Raw genomic sequence first — 22,505 nt, 5'->3', positions numbered from 1 at the left:
GTTAGTGTTAGATCAAAAAATGCAAAAAAAGACTCCTTAAGCGTTAGCTTAAGGAGTCTTTTTTTAGATGCGGTCGAGAGGACTCGAACCTCCACGGGGGGTTAGCCCACACGGACCTGAACCGTGCGCGTCTGCCAATTCCGCCACGACCGCATATTGTATCTCCGTGATCAATATCGGCGACAAGAGATAATATATCATGTGGAATCTATCATGTCAACACTGAAAATAATAACAATAAAGCCCGAAACAGACGTCCATGTCGATTCGGGCTTTACCTTTAACTACAAATTACAGCTTGGAAGGCCAGTTGCCATACCATGCATAACCGCCTCTTCTTTCTTTATCAATATCACTTAGTTTGTATTTAACGACCCCGTCACGACCAATAAAGATCGGTTTATCCGTTCCCACTTCGTAGAAACGAGCCCAGATTGGCGCAGCTTTGGAATCAGCGATAATTTTACTATCTCCATTAGCTCTTTCATACTTGTAACCTGTAATTTTCACCTTGTTAAACCAAGCCTCCGCTCCTTTAATGGATGCGGTAATTTTAGCGTTAGCAGGTCTGGTTTTCAGAAATTTAACAATCGTTACACTCTCTCCAGCTGTCAGCGATGGCACTTCATAGATTCTTGCGCTCGCCGGTTTAAGGGAACTGGAATCATGTTGTTGTCCCCATGCTGTCAGCTTACCCCCTGAAACGACCTGTGTATTCAGAATCGCCTCCACACCTTTGGCAACTGAGTTTTTACTGCGGTTAGCAAGTGTGCTGTCGATAAACGAGAAATCACCTTTGCGTGCCGCTACTTCATCCAGCATGATCATTACATTAATCATGGCATCATCATTGTAAGTGATGTGCTTGTGATATCCGGAGCTTTGGTAGACTTGTGGCCATCCGCCGTTTGAATACTGCATGTTGATCAAAAAGTTAATTCCTTTGATTGCAGCTGTGGAGTATCGCGGATCATTCGTCTTTTTAAATTCCTTCGCCAATCTTCTAATTTCTGAGTATGTAGCCTTGTTGTCTATCGTGGACTTTGCCCACTCTCCACTTGTCTGTTTATAATCTTTTCTCCAACCTCCATCGGGCAGCTGGTTCTTCAAAATATCAGAAATACTCGCTGTCGTACCCGATGCATCCGCAGCAGATACCGTCCCTACAGGGAGAACTGCCATTCCAACTGCTGAGAACACCATCGTACATGCCAGGACAAAAGTAATTATTTTCTTCGCTTTCAATTGTAACACTCTCCTATGTTCGTTTTTATAAATCTTCCACTTCTACTTTACTTATGATACGCGTCCCTGAACCTCCTTTATTTGTATTTATCGCATAATAAAATCAATTTTAATCCAATATGTGGATTGGATAATCAGATAATATGCAAAAAATCGATTTTTGTCAATATATGCAACTTAATGAATATAATCTCTCTAATTCTACATAACGGGATAGTTCTTTTAACTCATGACAAACCTATTTATTTATCCAAATTCGTCTTAAACGAATCAATAATGACGTTTTTGTCATGAATGATACCCAAACTTGATCCCTTCTTTCATATAAAAACCTTAATTCCGCTAACATTGAGGTATTACGAAGGGTTTTAAATAGGTTTGACAATTACGCATTTATGCAATATAGTTTCAAATAGTTACAAAAACTTAATTATTCATTGCCGAGTTTCATGTTTGAAAACGGGGGAACCAATTTGGGTGAATTATTCTTATACATAGGAAATATAGGGAACCTTCTACCGAACCCTTAGCTAACTCCGTAGGCATCGAAGGGAGAACATTGATTTTGAAAAAACTGATTATCTCCATTTTTGGAGCAGCTGTATTATTTACATCCGGGGCAACAAGCACAGAGGCAAGCAGTATCAACTCCGTAGTGAACAACATGACAGGTATTCCTTACAAATGGGGTGGCACAACTGTAGCCGGCTTCGACTGTTCTGGTTTTATGAGATATCTTTTCAACAAATACAGCATTGAATTGCCACGTACTTCTCAGCAGCAAGCCAAAGCAGGTACTCCGGTATCCAAGAGCAATGTTCGGACAGGTGATCTGGTGTTCTTTAATACAACAGGCAAAGGCATTTCACATACAGGTGTATATATCGGCGGCGGACAATTCGCTCATGCCTCCAGCAGTAAAGGTGTAAGCATCACAAAGTTATCGAATCCATACTTTAATGACCGCTATGTAACAGCACGTCGGGTAACTGGACAGTTTATGTATGATAAAATGTTAGGTAAAATGTAATTCACATACAAAAAGGCATCGGTTATTAACCGGATGCCTTTTTTGCACTTAAAAATGTATGTTGCATTGCTTACTAATGCAGCGCCTTCTGCACTCGCATCGCACCCTGAGACAGGGCATGTCCTCCTCCAACAGCTCCGGCCACCGCAACGGTCTCCATAATCTCCTGATCTGTTGCTCCCTTGGCACGGGCTTCTTCTACATGGTAGAAGGTACATACCTCATTGTTGGCGAATAATCCAATACCGAGTGCAATTAGCTGTTTTGTCTTCGCATCAATCACGCCAGGTTGGAAACATTCTCCGGTAAACTCATGATACGACTTCACCACACCTGGCAGCACATCGCTTAATGCTCCAATCTGATCCTTGTAGGCATGAACTTTATCATTCATCAATGTCATGGCTTGTAGCACACCCTCTCGGCTATAGTTACAGATCTTCCTCACTGTACCTATCTTCTCTCCCGAGTGAGCCATTTATGCCAAGAAATCATGGTAATTCCAAACATTTAACGCGCATGGCTCTGCCATAATTATAAGCTGTTACTCACTAAGTGGACTCTGGCGCGGCTCGCTGAACAGCTGATAGCTGTAACCTCGGTCCAGCTTAACGACACGTCGATTCTGACGACGGATAAGTACCTGCTCGCCATCCCAGGCAACCACAATCCCCTTCACGTCGTTCGATTCCAGCTCGTCCCGTACGACTCTAACTTTCTCACCTGACAGACGCAGGGCGTCCAATTCTGTATCACTAATCATATTCATGGCTCCTATATTTCAAATTTATTTACAAAAAGAGACCTAAATGAAAAGTCATTTAGGTCTCACGTGACTGTATTGGACTGTCATGTCATTCGAAATTATGTCCCGACTGAAAGTTACCGCTGCGCGTGCTCTTTGCTGTCGTTCTTCTCAAACCAAAAATCAAGCACTTTGGCGGACATCACACGTTCTTCAAGGTACTCCACTTGATGCGGTGTAAATTGTTCTTTCCAAGAGAAGGACAACTCTTCGCACAAGCCTACAATCGTCAGTAATTCTGACCAGGCAACATAGCGTTTGTACCAGAAAAATTGAGGATGTTCAATCATATAGGGATAAAGGTCATCGAATTCCGTATGTTTACAATCCAGGGCACGTTCAAAATGAACTTTCGATTCCGCCAGCTTATCATTAAAAAATTGTTCTGTTGCCAGTTGGTTCCCCATGGTGTTGCCTCCTCTCCCTAACATAACCCCATTATAAATGAAATCTGCGGTCATGCAAAGGCATAGTTCAAAAAATAGGCCCTATTCCTTTAAAATGTCACATTTCGTTATCGTCAAATTGTACCGTACCATCGTTCAGGGAACGAATGCGTACCAAGGCTTCCACCGGAATACCCTGTTCACGAATCGTGCGTGCCCCTGCTTGGAAACTTTTCTCGACCACAACGCCGAATCCGACAAGTTCCGCACCGGAACGCTCGATAATTTTGATGACGCCACGAGCGGCATCTCCATTGGCAATAATATCATCAATGAACAAAATGCGGTCATTCTCATGAATGAACTCGCGGGATACCATAATATCAGTTACAATTCCTTTGGTAAAGGACGGTACACGTTCACAGTAAGCATCAGGATCAGCCAGAAGTGTTTTTTTGCGACGGGCGAATACAAGGGGCACCCCAAGTTCATAGGCTGCGGCAAACGCAACCGGAATCCCTGAGGATTCTACCGTGATTACTCGAGTTACTCCACTTTCACGAAAACGGGCAGCAAACTCACGTCCCATCTCCATCGTTAATGCAGGATCAATCTGGTGGTTCAACAGACCATCCAGCTTTAATACATGATCCGAGATAACCACACCTTCTTGTAATATTCGTTGTTTCAATAATTCCATGATTTGACCTCCCAAGCCTATCCTATGAGGTAAAAGTATCATATATCTATCTATAAGTTCAAGCGAAATTGCCTGCGCGCTGTCCTTGGGACGCATTTCAAGCCTAAGCTCATTATCGATTGTCATGACTTTCGTGGGTCAAGCATACCTTGTACCATGGTACCCGCATGTCCAAACTATACAGGGGCCTGAGAGGGGAAACACATGAAACAGGCATTTCGGGTGCTGCAGATCGCATTTACATACATCGGAACGGTTGTTGGAGCCGGCTTCGCTACAGGGCAGGAAATTTTGCAGTTTTTTACCCAGTATGGCAAATGGGCCACCATCACCATAGGCTTATCCACCATGCTCTTTGTCTGGTTAGGTACCAAAATGATGCTGATCGCTCACGATACCGGGTCTCGCTCTTATGAGGATCTGAACAAACATTTATTCGGCCACAAGGCGGGCAAATGGATTACCTGGGTGACCCTTCTCATTCTCATTGGCGTGAACAGTGTCATGCTTGCCGGAGCAGGTTCCGTTTTTGTCGAACATCTGGGTTTGCATTATCAGACAGGTCTGATCGTCACACTTGTAGGGTCATATCTGCTTCTGGGTCGAGGCATTCAGGCCATCCTACAAATGAATAGCATTGTCGTGCCCATGATGCTCCTGTTATCTCTGCTCATGATCACCAGTACCATCCATCATCCAGGTGCTTCCCGATTCATCACACTGACGACAGATTCAAACCCTATTCAAGTGTGGCTGTCTCCACTGTTGTATACTTCATTCAATCTGGTGTTGGCTCAAGCTGTTCTTGTGCCAGTAGGTAACCAGATCCGTAGTCGGAATGTGCTGAAGTGGGGTGGAGTATTGGGTGGAATTGGCGTAGGTTTCATGCTGATGGCAGCTCATTTTGCCATGTCAGCCCAGATGCCCGGCATCATTCAATTCGAAATCCCGATGGGCAGCATTGCCTTTCAACTTGGATGGGCAGTGCAATCTGTATATGTATCCCTTATTTTCATGGAAATATTCAGTACCTTTGTAGCCGATATCTATGGAATGACCTTGCAACTCAGGCAACATATACGTGTTCATCCCCGTTTCATTACATTAACCATTATGCTGTTGTGTTACTCACTCAGTCAGTTTGGATTCAGTTCCCTGCTGTCCATCCTTTACCCTATCTTCGGAAGTATGGCACTGTTTTGGGCTGCCAAATTGGTACTGAACCGCTGGGGCGCCTTTCGTAAACGCAACAATATATAAATCTCACAGTTATGTACTTCATGAATATGAGCATCCGTTTGCTCATAACCCCAAGTCATTGTGGGTATTCTTTCCTTAAACATGACAAAAAGCCGCTGTTTAGCACAGCGGCTCGCACTTTTTGCTCTACATTTTAGGCTTTGCCAGGAAACTGTAGATACATCTTTTTCAACTCATTGACCGATCTGCCGAGCGAGTAATGTGTTTTGGCTTTTTCACACGCTGAACGGGCAAGTTCATAACGATAAGCCGGGTCCAGCATCACCTTTTCAAGCGCTTCAGCCAACGCAGAAGGATCTTCTGCCGGTACAAGCAACCCATTGCTACCGTTTTCGATCTGTTCCGGTATACCACCTACATCTGTACCCACAAGGGCAAGACAACTCAGCGCCGCTTCAGCGAAGACGGAACCAAATGCTTCTGCCCGTGAAGGAAGTACAAAAATATCAAAGAATGGCATGAATTCCTCAGGGTGCAGTGTGTAACCATAGAAAATGGTCTCATTATAGATCCCTAATCGTTGCGCCAATTCTTCCAGATCAGGACGAATCGGTCCATCTCCAATAATATGTAACACATAATCATGACCTCGGCCCTTCAGTTCCGCACAAGCTTTGAAAAGAATATCCAACCCCTTCGCCGGAACAAGCCGACATACCGTGACCAGTTGTGGTATCGCATTATCATGAGGAATCGGCTTAAACCGCTTCTCATCAAATCCATTGGGAATCACACCGATGACATCAGGTTCCTTCACGTAGGGAGCCAGATAACGACGGAACGAATCCGACACCGTCAAGAGACGCTCTGCCTGGTGTTCCAGCTCACCATATATCGCAAGCAGGAATCGATGCTCGGGACCATCCGTTTCAATGCGTCCATTAAGGATTAATTCTCGTTCATAACTGGAGTGAATCGTCTGAATGAGGGGTGTATCCGGGAAAACCGTTTTCATCGCAAGTCCAGCAATTGGGTGGTGGGCATGGATCAGATCATAGGGCTTCTGAATACGCAGTTTGGTCCACCATAGATAATCACGATAAGTTTGAATATATTTTTGGACAACAGGACTATCCTGATATTCCGTCCAGTCAAACGTTTCGAACTGAACTTCCTCTCTGCCCTTGTTGCGAATTCGCTTTGGCAACGAGAACAGATCCATTTCCCACCTCGGGGTTGTAAATCTCTCTTGCATATACGGAATCATAGAGGATACACCTCCGGGCTGCTCCGGAGGAAAGAAAAGCGCCTGCAGCAATTTCACCGTTAGTTTCCCCCTTTCTAACTTACGTACTGCTCTACTATCCATTATGACATAGGGAAGCCGGAACATCTATATTACGATAACTCGTATATACAACATATTCATGAAACGTTCCCCTCAGAAGCAAAAGCTTTAATTCAGCAGTCCATCGCTTGCGGTTGTCGTCAACATATTCATTGGATAACCAGAATTTCAGCTCCGTAGCTCCACGGGCTTCTCATATGTACTGTAACCATCGGTCTCTCCCAAAAAAGTATACCCGTTCCGCGCGTAAAAGGCGTTCAACGTAGCATTGCTCGCTCCGCAATCTAACCGAACAGTATGTTTGCCTTCAAAATGTATGCCGCTGCTGGACCATTGCAAAATGGACCGTCCGAGACCGCTCTGAGCATATTTTCTTCGAATCGCTAGCCGATGCAGATAAATTGCACCATCCTCGGCATGAGCTTTTAAACCCCAAAGATGAATATCCCAAGGGCTTGGCTGAACCAAAAGGATGACCATCCCCGCTACGTCCGCTCCTTTTTTAAATACAAACACATCCCCACGCCGGATTGCCCCTGCCGTATCATGTGAATCTTCACCTTTAAGCAAAGCGTTCCATTGGGAAGAACCTTGGCTCTGTAACCACTCGGCTGTCTCCACCAGCAGCGACATCACATCCTCCGTATCTTCCGGCTTCGCCTGAACCGCTTGAAAACCATCGTTAATATATTCGCTACTGATCCTGAATGAGTGCATCATTGTTCTCCTTCCGCTTCCTGATCTCTGTTAAACTAATGGTACTATACCGGGAAATGAATTTTTCGTCAAAATGAGAATAAAAAAAGGTAAAAGGCGGTTGCCCTTTACCCATCTATTCTGGCTTCATCGATAATCTGATTTCGATACAACATCGTCAGGTGCAAGGTATCAAACTCCATTTCCTTGTCCAACTCCTGCATCAACACTTCGACCAGGCTCTTTCGCTGAATGCTGGTACCAGGAACCTCGTAATCAATGTATCCCGTCAGATCGGAATGAGAAGTATCTATTGTTGCTGTTCCCACAGGCAATCCACCTCGTTCCTGAAGAAAAAGCTCATATACCCGGAACTCCCGATCCTTACGCTTCAGCATGACATAACATGTTTCTTCAGCAGCTTCCAGCTCATCCAGATCCGATTCATCGGTATCCTCAAAATCCTCGGAGAAATCGCGATGTACCCACTCTAACGTCTCGAGTTCGTTGCCCTGATGCCACATGCGGATCGTAATCGTATCGATGATATCTTCATCCAGCTCTCTGACCAGCAACTCTGCCGCAGCTTCCAATTGATTCTCTTCCGGCTCGTCATACCAGTGTATTTCACCTTGTACATCAGCGCCATATTGTTTTAAGGAAGCTTCTGCAAGTTCCTGCCCTTCGACATCATTGAATATATACGTCGATATGCTGCGTCCCGCGCTTACCATTTCCATCTCCAGAACCTGATCCCGATCTTCATATGTAAACGATTCGGCTTGTGAAACAGGAATTACCTTACTTCCACTGCTCTCTATATCGTCATAGCTGCCTTCGTCATGATTCATATCTTCAGACGGCCACACGGTCTCTGACTCAGGCTTATGCAGAACCGAATGTAATGAGCCACAACTAACCAGCACTTCATAATATGCAGCTTCCAACGCGTCTGCAAGAGATCGGACATAGGCATGCACTTTATCCACGATACGTTCCTCTGTACCATCTGGCAGAGACTCCTGCTCGATCTGAAGACTACCAGATAAACGATCTCCTTCTCTGTACACAAGGAAAAGTGAGCCTGCATATTGTCCATTGACCATCACGTCCTGTACTTCTCCACCTGATGTCCGCAGGTCTGCAACCAATTCCACATCGTATTTCATCACGTGTCCTCCTCTATTCCTAACGTTATTCTCTTAGGATGCCCCTAAGGACGGTAGAATATGAGGGAAGCATGCATTTCAAATATAAGATGTAGGTTAGATGGATAACACATATTTTTGGATTGCGTGTGCCACACCCTGCTCGTTATTGGAGAGTGTAACCTCGTCCGCAGCAGCTTTCACCTCGTCGGGTGAGTTATCCATGGCAATGCCTTTACCCGCAAAGGTCAGCATCGTAATATCATTGAAGTAGTTACCAATCGCCATAATCTCCGAAGGCATGATTCCCTTCGATTCGGCAAGCCTTTTCAGCGCAGCGCCTTTGGACGCTTCGGGATGCATCAGATCAATAAAAAAGTCACCACTCCGTGTCATATAATAAGGCAGATTCCAAGTTGACCATTCCTGAAGTACTGCATCCATCTGTTCAATCGGACCAAATGCAGTGAATTTCGCCAGCGGTTCTGTCATGTCAACCCACTTGGGTAACTTCAGTGGCTCTGCCATAAAGTTGTAATACATCTCACGCACCTGCAAACCCAAACCTTCTGGTTGATCCACATACAGACCAAATGCTGTATTGATGTCAAAATGTACTCCATTGGTTCGACAGTAGGATATGATTGGCTCCAGTCCTTGTCCATCTAATGCAAAATGATGAACCACCTCACGGGTATCCACTTGCGCGGTAACGGCGCCATTATGTGTAATCACATATCCATCCAGTCCCATCTGCTCCATAAAAGGAATCGTGTTGGCCGGACCTCTACCCGAACACAGAACGATCTCCGCTCCCTGACGGGAAGCTTGGATCAAGGTCTCCTGAGTCCATTCGGTAAGTTCATGATGATCATTCAGCAGTGTTCCATCTACATCAAGTGCAATTAATTTATAAGTCATTCTGGCTTCATCCTCATCTGTTAGTAGTCGCACCCACCCAAACCCTCCCTTCCGAGGGAGGGCCCCAGAGGGCTCTGCCCTCTGGACTCCCGTCCTGCTCACCGGTGTTAGGTCGGGTCTTGCTATGTCACGGTTGTCGTAGGAACGCTTGTTGCCGGGCACACCGCTGGTCAGCGGCGGTCCCGCCCAAGCTTAACCGGGACCATTACGGGCAGGGCTTCGCTTTCTGCCCGGCTCCCTGCTTCACTTCGTGAAGATCGGGAGCTTTTTCACCTTCGGCGTTAGTATCAGGGCTTCGCTTCCCTCCACAACTCCCTGCTCCGCTTCGCGAAGGACGGGAGCTTTTACTTCCGCAGAAGGCTCAACTCATCTGCGGTTAGTTCACGATAGCTTCCGATAGCAAGATCGGAAGCTAGTTCCAGCTCACCCATGGCCACGCGTTTCAGATAGATCACACGCTTGCCTACCGCCTGAAACATACGTTTCACCTGATGAAACTTCCCTTCATGAATAATAAGCGAGATCGACGAGATCGTGCCTTCTTCCGTTTCTTCCTGACCAAGTATAGTCAGTTCGGCAGGCAACGTCTCGTACCCGTCATCCAATTGAATCCCCGCCTTGAAACGTTGCACATCCGCTTCATCCACGTTTCCCAGAACACGGGCTTCATAGGTTTTGGGCACATGCTTGCGTGGAGATAACAGATCATGGGCAAGTGGACCGTCATTCGTGAGAATGAGCAGTCCCTCCGTATCCTTATCCAGTCGTCCCACAGGAAAAGGATTGAATACCCGATCCTCTTTCCGCAGCAAATCCAGTACTGTCTTATCTCTGTTATCCTCGGTAGCAGACACGACACCCGGAGGTTTATGCAACATCAGATAGATCATCTCCCGATACACAATTCGCTCCCCATCAGCTTCAATGACGTTGACCTCGGGATTCACCTGTACACCACTGTCTTTCACCGCTTTGCCGTCCACATGGATTCTGCCTTGTTTCACCATCTTTTTGAGTTCACTTCGTGTCCCCACACCCATATGGCTTAATATTTTGTCCAGACGCAGCGTTTGTTTGCCTTTTCCACTCATACCGATGTCCACCTCCAGCCTGCCGGATATTCATTCTTCAGTACACCATCCAGCCATTTCCCCCAGCCAGCGGCATAACCATCTACACATACAAGAACGTACCCTTTGGCAAACGTATCCGCCTTGAGCACCACTCGTTCTTCTTCAATATTTAACGTTTCACCCTTGAGGTATCTCACGGCTTCGCCATCAGCGGATGACAGATTTACGCTTCGCCGTGCTTCAGGTGCATTCAGAGCACACGCAAGCGGGTGGGACGGAACAAATCGCCCATTCTTGATCGTGCCCATAAACCAGCCTGGACGAATGACTTTCAGTCCCTCCAGCCGTGCTGCACCAACCGATGATTGATACACCCGATCTCCGTAACATACCATCTCTCCAATTAACTCAATCTCCAATTGTTCTTTCATAAACTGACTGTAGATCGCAACCGGATCAATACTTGCCGAATCAGCTCCGCGTCCATGACCCCGTTCCGATTTACGTCCACCGTGATCTTTACCTTTTTTGCCCTGTTTACCCGAATTCTTGCCGCCCCCAGCCTGTCTGTCATGGGACTCTCGGGATTCTATTCGCAATAAACGTTCCTTTTTACGATCAGCCTTGGTCATAGCAATTGAAGAAGCAGCAATAGAGTGATCCTTGTTCCCCTCTGCTTCAATCCTGGACACATCCACGACCTGTCCATACTCCATTGCTCCTTCTTTAACTACTCCAGGTTGATCTGTTTCTAACTCTTGCCCTGCACGATGCTGCAACACAGCGACATAATGTCCCTCTCCTTCCAAAAGGTGAGGCCACAATCTTGCGGTGCCACGCGTTTGATCCAGTACAGCTTCCGTCTCCTCTGCCTTCTCTGGCATCATCTGACGTACCCATTCCGGACGTCCTGGAGCGAATCCTTTTTCTTCAGGAATGTCCCTGACAACGAAATCATGGTTTACATTCAGGAACTCCGCAATCATTGCTTCGTTTTCCTCCGGCGCAAAGGTACAAGTCGAGTACACGATGGTTCCTCCCGGGGCCAGCAATCGTGCCGCAGTCTCCAAGATATCCCGCTGCATGAGCACACATTTTTCCACCGAATGATGTTCCCACGATTTCACCATGTCTTCATCCTTGCGGAACATGCCTTCACCTGAGCAAGGCGCATCAATTAATACTTTGTCAAAATAATGAGGAAATGCATTTGCGATCCGCTCTGGCGACTCATTCAAAACAACGGCGTTACGCACCCCGTACAATTCCACGTTCTTGGCCAGCGCTTTGGTGCGTTCAGCATGGATATCGTTCGTGACAAGTACACCCTTGCCTTGCAGCTTTGCAGCAATCTGAGTTGTTTTCCCTCCCGGAGCAGCACACAGATCAAGCACGCGATCTCCAGGCTCCACCTGCAATAATTCAACAGGAGCCATTGCACTTGGTTCCTGTATATAATACAGGCCTGCATGATAATAAGGGTGCAGCCCCGGTTTAACACCATGAGGTACATAGAATCCTGTCTCACACCACGGAATAGGTCTTAGATCAAACGGAGCAATCTCATCGAATTGTTCCATCGATATTTTTAGCGTATTCACTCTCAGTCCCGCATGAGGAGACTGTTCATAAGATTTCATAAATTGTTCAAACTCTTCACCCAGCAAACTTTTCATTCGCTCAGCAAATATCAAAGGTAACTTTACACCCATATTCCCACTCATCCTGTCTTGGTAAGATTGCAATATCGTTTTATTTTATCATATCCAAGCTTTGCTTTCCTATCATATCGTATCTATTCCACTACAGCGTGTAATGTAGTATAATGGCAAGTAGATTGATTCCTGAGCAAAAATTCGGGTGTTTATGTATATTATTCCAACCTTTATTTTTGCCCAAACTAAATTTCGATATGATCGATGGGGGATGTCCAATGAAATCCAAGAAGAAAAAGAAAAGTGCTGCGATCCTTATATTCCTGGGTATTTTAATCATTATGATTGCAGCACTGGTTGTCGTAGACCAGCAATCCAAGAAACAGATGGATTCAGTGGAAAATGCTTATGGCATCGCTGCATCCAAGCTTAATCCAGCTACACGGGAGCTACTTAGTGATCCCAATTATCAACAAATTATTGTTCCCACTGATCTCAAAGCCAAAATCGATAACAAAGACAGCTTTTTTGTTTATTTCTTTGCTTCCGACTGCTCGCACTGCCGCGCCACAACACCTCAGTTGATGCCACTGGTTGACAGTGAAGGTATTGAGCTTCCACAGTTCAATCTGCGTGAATTCGAAGCAGGATGGACCGATTACAATATCGAGTTCACACCTACACTCGTCTATTATGAGGCTGGTGTCGAGAAAGACCGTATGGTTGGCGGACTGCAAGAGAATGGCAGTGACCAGGGCTACACGCTGGATGATTACAAACAATTTTTCCAAAAATATAAAGGCAGCGCTACTCCTTCGGCAAGCTAACTGATAGATCCGTTTCCACAAGTATCTACAATCAGGCACTTGTATCACCAGACACTGTTCTGTTGAAGGACAGGCTGTGCCACCTGCAATCATCTGAATATGACGCAACATTCAAAAACACCCCGATCGTTCCCTTTACAGGGATCGTCGGGGTGTTTCGTAACCATGGAACTTCATATATCCATGGGATGCTCATTTGAATGTTAGCGTGATTACGGTTCAACTTTTACTCTGATCCATCGCCTTCATCTTCTCTTCGTATATTCGCCCTCTGGTAGGACTCCGGCGCTGCGGAATATTAGGTTTTAGCTCAAGCGATCTTCTAGATATCTCTTGTTCTAAGACCTCATCAACAATTCGTATGGACAAATCCCTATACGTCACAGACTGAGCGTCAGGCTCAGACAGTTGCTTCACGATTGCCTTTACTTCCTGTACCAAAATCCCAAGCTCAATGCCCAGAGTCGTAGCAGGATAAGGTTCCAGAAGATCAAGTGAGCTCTGTAACATCATCGTTCCTCCACGGAGATTGCCATTCCTGAAGTGGTATAAACCAACTGCAATTTGCAACAACCCTTTATAGAGAGAATCCCGGTTACGTTCAAGCCACAATTCTTCCAGCACCTCATGGCACTCGAAATAATCCTGATCCCGATTGAAGTAGATTAAGTAGTCAATGTACAGTGGCTCATAGATGCTCATCCGGGTTTTCGCCCTTTCTGGCGTTGTTCAGAAGTTTCTTCACGTCATCCAGCAAGTCTTTGAGCCCTTCCATATCATGCCGTTCCCAGTAATCGTTAAATCGCTTCTGTGCTTCAATTGCTTCACTGACAAGATGGTAGAAGTATAATTGATGAATGATATTTAATGTTCTTGACACGATATTGGAATCATCCTCAAATGCCTTCTGCGCCTCCAGAATCTGTAGACGAATTGCAGACATCTCGTTGTCCAGTATAAACGCGGCCTCAGCCGTTTTTTTCAGCCTGGTTCTCATCTCATCAGGTAACCCTTCCCGAAACTTGTAACTCAGCGAATGTTCAATGGTAGCCCAGAAGTTCATGGCAAGCGTCCGGATCTGTATCTCGGCCAAAACTTTCTTTTGTCCCAGAGCCGTCTGAACGGGATACTCAATAATCATATGGAAGCTGCGATAGCCGCTCTCTTTGAAATTCGTAATGTAATCTTTCTCAATGAGTACCGTGAGATCCTTGCGGCCTCGAATATACTCGGCAACCCGACGGATATCATCCACGAACTGGCACATAATGCGGATACCTGCAATATCCTCAATGCCTGTTTCCACGTCATCAAGCGACACATTCAGTCGTCTGGATTTCTCCAGAATACTGGATATTTTTTTGACACGACCGGTAACGAATTCAATCGGGGCATACTCTTCCCGTTTTTTCAGCTCCGCCCGCATTGTCTTAAACTTGACTTTTAATTCCTCTACCGCTTGTTCATAAGGAAGTAAAAATGTACCCCAGTCTCTACCGTCCATGCTTATGCCTCCTGTCTCTATAGCGTCCCCTGTTCTATTCCATTATACATGATGTTTGGTGGGGGGAAGAGTCCCGAACCATTTTACGCTCTTCCATGCTTCTGTATCTTCATTCCGGGGATCCACATTCCTTCTTAACGATGCTCCGCACCAACCGCTTCAGAGATATGACGATAACCGTCCTTGCGCAATAACTCACGCAGTCCGGCATGAATACGCCGATTCACCTCAGGTCCTTCGTAGATCAATGCTGTATATATTTCGACCAGACTTGCTCCGGCTTTAATTTTCTCGTATGCATCTTCACTTGTGAAAATACCACCTGAACCGATGATCGGAAGTTTGCCTTCGGTCTGACGATAGATCTGGCGAATAATCTCCGTAGAACGCTCACGCAGAGGTTTACCGCTCAGACCGCCAGTTTCCTTTGCATGTTGGTGAGAAAGTCCTGTACGACTAATGGTTGTGTTCGTTGCAATAATGCCAGCAACACCGCTGTCTGCAATTGTGCGAACCATATATTCAAGTTCCTGATCATTCACATCCGGTGCGATCTTCACCAGAACGGATTTGGTTGCTCCGCCCGCTCGTGCATGCTGCACGTTCATCTCATTCATAACCGCAGCGAGCAGTTCCTTCAATTCATTCCCATGTTGCAGATTACGCAAATCCGGTGTATTTGGTGAACTAATATTAACCACGAACAGATCAGCATAATCGTATAGTGCCTGAATGCACTTCGAATAGTCCAGGTGAGCTTCCTCATTAGACGTTGCTTTATTCTTGCCGATGTTAACAGCCACTGGAATTCGCCGATCCTGTAGACGCGCCAATTCACCTGCCATGGCTTCCGCACCAAGATTGTTGAAGCCCATTCGGTTCACCAACGCCTCATCTGGAGGCAAACGGAACAGCCGTGGTTGATCGTTACCTGGTTGTGCAAGTGGTGTCACGGTTCCCACTTCCATGAATCCAAATCCTATGGAAGAAAAGCCCGTTACGGCCTGCCCGTTTTTGTCCAGACCCGCAGCCAGACCAACAGGTGTAGGGAAATGACACCCAAACATGTCAACAGCCAGATCAGACGTTTCACGAACGCCGTACATCACACGCAGTCCGGAAGGAACCGGACGGATGCTACCCACGCCACTAAGGCCGCCAATAATCAGATGATGGGCCTGTTCAGGGTCCATTTTGAACAACAAAGGTTTAGCAAGACTTCTGTATAACAAATCACTCACTCCGTTCTGGTCCGGTACGCCAAAAAGCCGTTGTCCGTCTTTTCATATGTAAAAAAACACTCTACTCACAAGTTTATCTGTTTCTTATTAAAAAGGAAAGTAGTTTGCGCATAGACAGCACAAATCGAATAATACAAAATGCTCACAAGAAATCCACCCGCCCACTGGTAATGACGAGTTGAATTCTTTACAATGAGAGCATGGTTACTCTACACCAGTTCTATTCCAAATAAGGAGGAATAACTCATGGCTCCCAAACGTAAACCACCTGCATTACAGCAAAAGAAAGAAGAAGTGAATCGCAAAGCCATTGCATGGACTGCAGCCAGTGTAGGCGGCTTGATCATCATCATTGGTGCTCTTATCATTATTGCCAACATGTAGATGATTCAGGCTGAATCCATCTGATTCTACATATCAAGCAGATCAATTCAGCCAGTGATACGTTTTGTTCGGATTATTCTGCTTTGGAACAAGTGTATGCTGATAACGCTGCTTTGCTTCTGGAACAAGCGTCAGATCTGGCAGTACATCTTCTCCAATGCGTACCGGAGTGCCTTGCGGAGCAAGAGCGAATAACTCTTCTACATCTCCCGTGCGCATTCTCACACATCCAAGGGACTCATCCAGTCCGATACTGTCTGGCTCGTTGGTCCCATGGATGGCATAATTCGTATTCGAGAGCTGCATACCTCTGCTTCCAAACTCACCGTTCGAGCGCCCATTCGGATTGACCACTTTATCCGTGATGACAAATGAACCCTCCGGTGTTCGATCACCGCCAAGTCCCACATCATACATACGAACAATGGTATCCCCACTGATTAATGCAAGTTTATGTTTATCCTTATCAATGACAATCTCCAGCGGTTCCTGCAAAAAAGGCTGACCTCCCAGCGTATCTGCAAAAGCGGCATTTTTGCCTTGAGACGAATTCAAAGATGTTGAACCGTTCTCTTTACCATTTGAATCGCTCTTTCCTTCTTGTGCCTTTCCTTGATGCAGAGCTAACAGCTTCGGAAACATCTCGGTCATCCCTGGCGCAGTCTCTCCCAGAATATTGTTCGGAAATGGCTGGGCCAATTGCGTTACACTCTTGGGCCAAACATCATTTTTTTTGCGATAGGCCACGATTGCACTTGATAAGGATGCTGCGGCTTCCTGCTTGGCGGTCCACGCCAAGGCCATCTTTTTGATTTTCGGTGTAACTTCAGGAGGTTCACAGTTGCATTGCTTGGCATCATAACTCTGTGCAGTTAATTTACCGCTTGTATTGGTTTGTACTATGTATTTCACAGGCATATTTCGTTTCCATAAAGACCAGTCATCCGAGGTTTGCATCCCCAGTACAGCAGAGGTCTCTACTTTTGGACCAGACCCGGACCAGGCAGCTGCGAGCGCAATTTCACCATGGTTGCCTCCACCAAATGCCGCAGCGGTGAACACATTGCTTGGCGCAATGGATGCAGTCCCAGCCTGTTGATCCACTTCTACAGGCGCTGCGATGTCCTCTGTGGATTCCAGTGCTGCTGACAGTGCGTCGGCCGCTTCACGACTGAAACCCGGAGCGTCCGCAGGTGGCAGACCTGCCAGCACAAGCAGCATTAACAATGTAAGCCACATTTTGTGTCTACGTTGTTTTTTCTCTTTTTGCTCAGACATTTCCACCAGTTTATCCTGATAGTCTACCCAGATGTCCGCAGGAGCTTTACTGCGTTCAAATGCCTCATAAACCTCGCCCGCTTGCTGAAAGCAATAGTTGGCTTTGGCCTCCTGTCCTTCGCCCAAATACTCCTTTCCAAGCAAGTACCAGGCCATTTTATTGTCGGGATGTTTCTTAACATATGTTCTTAGATGAGTATTTTGCATCCGATCCTCCACTATTTCGCCTTTTTCCGTATATCATTATATATCGGCATAACCAGGCGTTGAATCCATAGGACTTGAGTACCCGGTGGAACAAAGGGGGTTCGACAATGCTCGTCCTTGATCCATAGTCAGATAATCACAGTTAAATGAATGCAAAAAAAGCACCCTCCTTTGTCGTTAAGACAAAAGAAAGTGCTCTATGTTCATGTGAGAAATACTTAGCCTTCTTTATTGAAAGGCTCGTCCGCTACTTTGATTGAATCTGTAGGGCAGCCATCGCATGCATCCTGCATATCGTCAAACAAGTCGTCTGGAATAGCTTTGACACCATGGTTAGCATCGCCGTCAAAGATAACTTCAGCCAAACCTTCATCATCATAATCGTAGATGTCTGGAGCTGTTGCTCCACAAGCGCCACATGCGATGCATGTGTCTTTTTCAACCCAAGTATATTTACTCATTTACATTCTCTCCTCCTAAAATTCAAAACGTACAGTGTTTTTATCTAGAAACATATTAATACAAAGTAAGGATAATTACAAACATTTTGCAACCACAAGTCTCTATTATCCCTTATTTAATCAAGACTTTGCAAGTTATCTTTTTGCAGGGAAGTACCGCGCACTTTATGATTACGAAGCAGCACGGAAGGATCGTCTCCAAGCATGCCTGCGGTCACAACAGCATTCTCACCAAATTTATTACGTAACTGATCCATAATCCGAATCAGATTGTCCTTCTTGGGCTTCTGCTCATATTCGAACAAGTCCATCTGCACAGCGGATTCTTCTCTTGGAATCAGGTTCTGAAGTGTCACACCCAGCATGCGTACAGGCTTGCCACTACCCCAATGCTTCTCAAATAGTTTACAGGCCTCACGGTAAATGACCGTTGCATCCTCCGTAGGAACTTCCATTAGACGTGATCGGGTGATTGTCTTCATATCCGGTGTCCGGATTGTAATCTGAATACCCTGACTGAACATTTCGTGCTTGCGCAACCTTCTGGCTACCTGGTCACTTATATTGAGGAACACCCGATGAATCTCATTCATATCCGATACATCCGCCGGTAAAGTGGTTGTATGCCCAATGGATTTATTGGCCTCACGTTCCGCGTGAACTGCGGAATGGTTAATGCCATTCGCGGAATTTTTGAGCCATGCTCCATTAACTCCGAATAGTTCGGTCAACATGTTCTCATCCGACTTTGCCAATTGACCAATCGTTTCAATGCCCAGTTTTTTCAGCTTTTCAGCCGTTTTTTTGCCAATGCCAAACATCTCGTTACATGGTCTGTGCCAAAGAATCCGGGGTACGTCCCTCATGCGTAAAATGGAGATACCATTCGGTTTTTTCAGATCCGAAGCCATTTTCGCCAATAATTTGTTGGGTGCAATGCCAATGGAACATGGCAGCCCCAATTCATCCTTGATTCTACGCTGAATGCTCTCCGCAATCTCCATTGGATTCCCGAATTGCCTTGAACCTGTAATATCAAGATAACATTCATCAATGGATGTCGCCTCAAGTTGAGGCGTATAACTATACGCAATCTGCATGAACGCTCTTGAATATTGACGATATAAATGAAAATCAGGACGAATCACAATGAGATCAGGGCACTTTTTCATGGCTTGGTGCACAACCATACCTGTTGAGATGCCTCGATTACGAGCGGCATATGAGCAGGTTACAATTACACCCTTTCGCAGTTCACTGCTGCCTGCAACGGCCGTTGCTTTTCCTCTATATAAATCTGGTTCCTCGGCTTCATGTACAGAGCAGTAGAAAGCATTCATATCGACATGCAGAATCACCCGTCCGGCTGCTGGGTAATATTGATCCACATTTGCTGGAGGATTGCCGTCTGAAGACATCATGAACCCCCGCCCTTTCATGCACAGTAATTAATGAAAACTAAATTACTTTCTTCTATAGTATATCAAACCCGTTATGTTAATTCAGTCACGAACATTTATTTTCTGCGAGATCTGATCAGAGACCGAATAATTAACCATCCTGCACTCACAAAAAATATCAAAGTGATCAGGGCAATAACCGTATTTTCCCATAAAAAAGTCAAAATCACCCCTCCTTTTCTTCCATATATTCCAATTAAAACTCAATAATAGATTATAACATACATCCGGATTATGATTAACATCCTTCTTTTTGCTCTAAAATCCGTTAATTGTTACATGAAACTGCGATTTCTATGTAGCATTTGGCTATAATGGTGCTATAATAATTAATTATACAAATTGACGACTTTAGGACAAATCAGCGCATCGAGTTTAACACAGTGTAGCGTTGCCGAATCGAAGGATTCGTCCACTAACGTACTTAACAGCTTTTCCTAACTTACAATCCAAACTTTTAAAAGAGCGCTTTATCTCAAAGGAGGATCTTCATGTCAAAGGCCATTTCCATCTTCGATACGACTTTACGTGACGGCACACAAGGAGAGGGTGTCAGCTTATCGGCAGACGACAAACTCAAAATTGCCAAGAAGCTTGATGACCTGGGTGTCCATTATATTGAAGGCGGAATTCCCGGCAGCAATACCAAGGACATTGAGTTTTTCAAAAGAGTCAAGGAATTAAACCTGAACGCAAAGGTTGTTGCTTTTGGCAGTACCCGCCGTAAAGGCAGTATTGCAAGTGAAGACGCCAACCTGAAGCGCATGATCGAATCTGGTGCACAGGCTGCTACCTTGGTAGGTAAATCATGGGACTTCCATGTGCATACCGCTTTGCAGACTACATTGGAAGAAAACTTGTCCATGATCTATGATTCCATCGCCTATCTGAAACAGAATGGTATGGAAGTAATCTTTGATGCAGAACATTTCTTTGACGGATTCAAACATAACCCGGAATATGCTCAAGCGGTCTTGACCAAGGCTCACGAAGCTGGAGCGGACTGGCTCGTTATGTGTGATACCAATGGCGGGACGATGCCAAACGAGGTACACGAGATCGTATCCACACTGCATAGAAGCCTGCCTCACGCACATCTCGGCATCCATACACATAACGATTGTGAACTGGCTGTGGCCAACACACTCAGCGCTGTACAAGCCGGAGCCCGTCAGGTGCAAGGAACAATGAACGGTTATGGAGAGCGCTGCGGTAACGCCAATCTCGCATCCATTATCCCGAACCTGCAACTGAAACTCGGCTATGAATGTGTTACTGAGGATTCCATGAGACAACTTACAAACGTGGCTCGTTATGTTAGCGAGATTGCCAATGTGAATATGCCGATTAATCAACCTTATGTCGGCAATGCTGCTTTTGCTCACAAAGGTGGGATTCACGTCTCTGCCATCCTGCGGGATTCACGTACCTATGAACACATCGTGCCCGAACTGGTCGGTAACAAGCAACGTGTGCTGGTCTCGGAACTTGCCGGACAAAGTAACATTGTATCCAAAGCACAGGAATTGGGTCTTGAGTTCGATCCAAGCAGTGCCAATTCACGTCAGATTATTGAGAAGATCAAAGATCTGGAACATCAGGGTTACCAGTTCGAAGGCGCAGATGCTTCGCTTGAATTGTTGATTCGTGAAGCAAACGGCGATATGAAAGAATTGTTCACTTTTGAATCATTCAAAATGCTTGTGGAGAAAACGGCAGGCAAATCCGTTGTTTCTGAAGCTTTTGTCAAAGTGAATATCGCTGGAACAAGCGCTTATACCGCTGCTGAGGGCAATGGTCCGGTTAACGCACTCGATAACGCCCTTCGGAAAGCGCTGGTGCAATACTTCCCTTCACTCGCCAACATGCATCTGTCAGACTACAAAGTGCGTGTACTGGATGAGAAAGATGCCACAGCCGCCAAAGTTCGTGTATTGATCGAATCCAAAAATACGGAGAACACATGGAACACTGTTGGTGTATCCGAGAACGTAATTGAAGCAAGTTGGGAAGCACTTGTGCACAGTTTCCGCTATGCTTTGCTTCAAGAAAAATTGCAGGATGAGCCGGGCACACTCCCTATTCCTGCTCATGGGATAAGCAACCACTAATACCCCATATTTCCCGGAAAATAAAAAGGAAGCCTCTGTACCCATGATTCATGGATACAAAGGCTTCTTTCTTTGCAGAAAATTAATTCGCAATTAACTTTTTAATCTTACGCTCCAACTCTTTCTCGGGCAATATGCCCAGAACAATCTCCTGTATAACTCCTCTGGAGTCAATCAGAACATTCGTTGGAAAAGCCACCCCATTGTATTGAGCATACACAGTCCCCTTCTCATCCAAGGGAATAGGGAAATTCAGTTGGTACTCATCCACAAAAGCTTTGGCATCTTTGAGTTTATCGTATGATGTTACATTAACACCGTAGAGGTCAAGCTTATCCTTGTATTTTGCAGCCATTCTATTCAGCTCTGGAGCTTCCTGCTTACACGGCTCACACCAGGAGGCCCAGAAACTGACGAACGTGGCCTTATCTTTGGCACCGCCCACACTGTACGTCTTCCCATCCATTGCTGTCAGAGAAAAGGCAGGCGCCAGAAGACCCGCACGTGGTCCCGTCTCTGTAGGCATCGGTTCTTCCTGCTTAAAGACGGCTGCAATGCCGTCACCCTTATTCTGCGCCAGTGCAATACCAACCAGCAAGACAACACCAAGGAGTATGTATATGTTTCGTTTCATAACCCGCCACCCTTTTATATAATTAGCATATTGAAACTGAAACCGTAATTTCTGCACATGCTAAGTGTTTATCACGCTCTATGACAGTTCACCAGAACATGATTCCCCAATGTTCTCTTTATTATTGTACCCTTTTCCTTTAAAATTTTACAATCCGCATCACAGAAAATAAAATGAAAAAGGACTCCTGC

General features: G+C 45.6%; 23 protein-coding genes, 1 tRNA gene and 1 riboswitch. Of the genes, 5 read left to right on the top strand and 19 right to left on the bottom strand.

Annotation, left to right across the window (positions count from 1 at the left end; genetic code table 11):
• Positions 1-68: 68 nt before the first annotated feature.
• Positions 69-153, bottom strand: a tRNA-Leu gene (locus MKY66_RS10380).
• Between the two features lie 138 nt (positions 154-291).
• Positions 292-1,254, bottom strand: coding sequence for a pectate lyase (pelA, locus tag MKY66_RS10375; RefSeq protein WP_076209006.1), 963 nt, complete (start codon positions 1,252-1,254; stop codon positions 292-294).
• A gap of 419 nt (positions 1,255-1,673) precedes the next feature.
• Positions 1,674-1,805: riboswitch (cyclic di-AMP (ydaO/yuaA leader) on the top strand.
• 5 nt (positions 1,806-1,810) lie between these two features.
• On the opposite strand from pelA, the gene MKY66_RS10370 reads away from it, so the two are divergent.
• Positions 1,811-2,275, top strand: a complete 465-nt coding sequence (locus MKY66_RS10370) for a C40 family peptidase (protein WP_036609611.1) — start codon at positions 1,811-1,813, stop codon at positions 2,273-2,275.
• A 73-nt stretch (positions 2,276-2,348) separates the two neighbouring features.
• On the opposite strand, the gene MKY66_RS10365 is transcribed toward MKY66_RS10370, so the two are convergent.
• From MKY66_RS10365 to MKY66_RS10350, 4 genes are all read right to left on the bottom strand, one after another.
• Entirely contained in the window at positions 2,349-2,678 is a 330-nt protein-coding gene (locus MKY66_RS10365) for a carboxymuconolactone decarboxylase family protein (RefSeq protein ID WP_017689352.1), read from the bottom strand.
• Positions 2,679-2,819: 141 nt separating this feature from the next.
• Positions 2,820-3,038: a hypothetical protein gene (locus tag MKY66_RS10360; RefSeq protein ID WP_036609613.1), complete on the bottom strand. Its 219-nt coding sequence runs from the start codon at positions 3,036-3,038 to the stop codon at positions 2,820-2,822.
• Positions 3,039-3,157: 119 nt separating this feature from the next.
• On the bottom strand, positions 3,158-3,487 hold the full coding sequence (locus tag MKY66_RS10355) for a hypothetical protein (RefSeq protein ID WP_074094470.1): 330 nt from the start codon (positions 3,485-3,487) through the stop codon (positions 3,158-3,160).
• Between the two features lie 97 nt (positions 3,488-3,584).
• Positions 3,585-4,166 (bottom strand): xanthine phosphoribosyltransferase, encoded by a 582-nt coding sequence (locus MKY66_RS10350; RefSeq protein WP_076209007.1) that lies wholly within the window; start codon positions 4,164-4,166, stop codon positions 3,585-3,587.
• A 204-nt stretch (positions 4,167-4,370) separates the two neighbouring features.
• On the opposite strand from MKY66_RS10350, the gene MKY66_RS10345 reads away from it, so the two are divergent.
• A complete protein-coding gene (locus MKY66_RS10345; RefSeq protein ID WP_076209008.1) occupies positions 4,371-5,426 on the top strand; it encodes a hypothetical protein in 1,056 nt (351 codons plus the stop codon).
• 133 nt (positions 5,427-5,559) lie between these two features.
• Here MKY66_RS10345 and MKY66_RS10340 read toward each other — a convergent pair whose 3' ends face one another.
• From MKY66_RS10340 to MKY66_RS10315, 6 genes are all read right to left on the bottom strand, one after another.
• Positions 5,560-6,690, bottom strand: a complete 1,131-nt coding sequence (locus tag MKY66_RS10340; RefSeq protein WP_076209009.1) for a glycosyltransferase family 4 protein — start codon at positions 6,688-6,690, stop codon at positions 5,560-5,562.
• A 192-nt stretch (positions 6,691-6,882) separates the two neighbouring features.
• Positions 6,883-7,431, bottom strand: a complete 549-nt coding sequence (locus MKY66_RS10335; protein ID WP_076209010.1) for a GNAT family N-acetyltransferase — start codon at positions 7,429-7,431, stop codon at positions 6,883-6,885.
• A 107-nt stretch (positions 7,432-7,538) separates the two neighbouring features.
• Positions 7,539-8,579: a hypothetical protein gene (locus MKY66_RS10330; RefSeq protein WP_076209011.1), complete on the bottom strand. Its 1,041-nt coding sequence runs from the start codon at positions 8,577-8,579 to the stop codon at positions 7,539-7,541.
• 96 nt (positions 8,580-8,675) lie between these two features.
• Positions 8,676-9,479 (bottom strand): Cof-type HAD-IIB family hydrolase, encoded by an 804-nt coding sequence (locus MKY66_RS10325; protein ID WP_076209498.1) that lies wholly within the window; start codon positions 9,477-9,479, stop codon positions 8,676-8,678.
• A gap of 344 nt (positions 9,480-9,823) precedes the next feature.
• A complete protein-coding gene (locus MKY66_RS10320) occupies positions 9,824-10,570 on the bottom strand; it encodes a pseudouridine synthase (RefSeq protein ID WP_076209012.1) in 747 nt (248 codons plus the stop codon).
• Complete coding sequence (locus MKY66_RS10315; protein ID WP_076209013.1) at positions 10,567-12,264, bottom strand: RsmB/NOP family class I SAM-dependent RNA methyltransferase; 1,698 nt, start codon at positions 12,262-12,264, stop codon at positions 10,567-10,569. The genes MKY66_RS10320 and MKY66_RS10315 overlap by 4 nt, the downstream gene beginning before the upstream one ends.
• Positions 12,265-12,485: 221 nt before the next feature.
• Here MKY66_RS10315 and MKY66_RS10310 point away from each other — a divergent pair, with 221 nt between their 5' ends.
• A complete protein-coding gene (locus tag MKY66_RS10310) occupies positions 12,486-13,034 on the top strand; it encodes a thioredoxin family protein (protein ID WP_036670155.1) in 549 nt (182 codons plus the stop codon).
• Positions 13,035-13,253: 219 nt separating this feature from the next.
• On the opposite strand, the gene MKY66_RS10305 is transcribed toward MKY66_RS10310, so the two are convergent.
• The 3 genes from MKY66_RS10305 to MKY66_RS10295 all read right to left on the bottom strand — a co-directional run bounded on the left by MKY66_RS10305 (position 13,254) and on the right by MKY66_RS10295 (position 15,770).
• Complete coding sequence (locus MKY66_RS10305) at positions 13,254-13,736, bottom strand: DUF309 domain-containing protein (protein ID WP_076209014.1); 483 nt, start codon at positions 13,734-13,736, stop codon at positions 13,254-13,256.
• A complete protein-coding gene (locus MKY66_RS10300; RefSeq protein WP_036609636.1) occupies positions 13,723-14,538 on the bottom strand; it encodes a GTP pyrophosphokinase family protein in 816 nt (271 codons plus the stop codon). Before MKY66_RS10300 ends, MKY66_RS10305 begins: the two co-directional genes overlap by 14 nt.
• Positions 14,539-14,672: 134 nt before the next feature.
• Positions 14,673-15,770, bottom strand: a complete 1,098-nt coding sequence (locus MKY66_RS10295; protein WP_076209015.1) for a quinone-dependent dihydroorotate dehydrogenase — start codon at positions 15,768-15,770, stop codon at positions 14,673-14,675.
• A gap of 255 nt (positions 15,771-16,025) precedes the next feature.
• Here MKY66_RS10295 and MKY66_RS10290 point away from each other — a divergent pair, with 255 nt between their 5' ends.
• A complete protein-coding gene (locus tag MKY66_RS10290) occupies positions 16,026-16,163 on the top strand; it encodes a hypothetical protein (RefSeq protein ID WP_017689367.1) in 138 nt (45 codons plus the stop codon).
• A 42-nt stretch (positions 16,164-16,205) separates the two neighbouring features.
• Here the strand turns inward: MKY66_RS10290 and MKY66_RS10285 are convergent, their stop codons facing one another.
• The 3 genes from MKY66_RS10285 to MKY66_RS10275 form a co-directional block, all read right to left on the bottom strand.
• Positions 16,206-17,648: a L,D-transpeptidase family protein gene (locus tag MKY66_RS10285; RefSeq protein ID WP_076209016.1), complete on the bottom strand. Its 1,443-nt coding sequence runs from the start codon at positions 17,646-17,648 to the stop codon at positions 16,206-16,208.
• A gap of 218 nt (positions 17,649-17,866) precedes the next feature.
• Positions 17,867-18,109, bottom strand: coding sequence for a ferredoxin (locus tag MKY66_RS10280; protein WP_017689369.1), 243 nt, complete (start codon positions 18,107-18,109; stop codon positions 17,867-17,869).
• Between the two features lie 116 nt (positions 18,110-18,225).
• Positions 18,226-19,527, bottom strand: a complete 1,302-nt coding sequence (locus tag MKY66_RS10275) for a DNA polymerase IV (RefSeq protein WP_076209017.1) — start codon at positions 19,525-19,527, stop codon at positions 18,226-18,228.
• A gap of 533 nt (positions 19,528-20,060) precedes the next feature.
• Here MKY66_RS10275 and cimA point away from each other — a divergent pair.
• Positions 20,061-21,680: a citramalate synthase gene (gene cimA, locus MKY66_RS10270; protein WP_017689371.1), complete on the top strand. Its 1,620-nt coding sequence runs from the start codon at positions 20,061-20,063 to the stop codon at positions 21,678-21,680.
• A gap of 82 nt (positions 21,681-21,762) precedes the next feature.
• Here the strand turns inward: cimA and MKY66_RS10265 are convergent, their stop codons facing one another.
• Positions 21,763-22,314, bottom strand: coding sequence for a TlpA disulfide reductase family protein (locus MKY66_RS10265; RefSeq protein ID WP_076209018.1), 552 nt, complete (start codon positions 22,312-22,314; stop codon positions 21,763-21,765).
• Positions 22,315-22,505: the final 191 nt, after the last annotated feature.

The organism is Paenibacillus sp. FSL R5-0766, assembly GCF_037971845.1.
Classification (GTDB): Bacteria; Bacillota; Bacilli; order Paenibacillales; family Paenibacillaceae; genus Paenibacillus.
The sequence above is the reverse complement of the archived record's forward strand: the minus strand, read 5'-3'. Positions and strand labels throughout refer to the sequence as shown.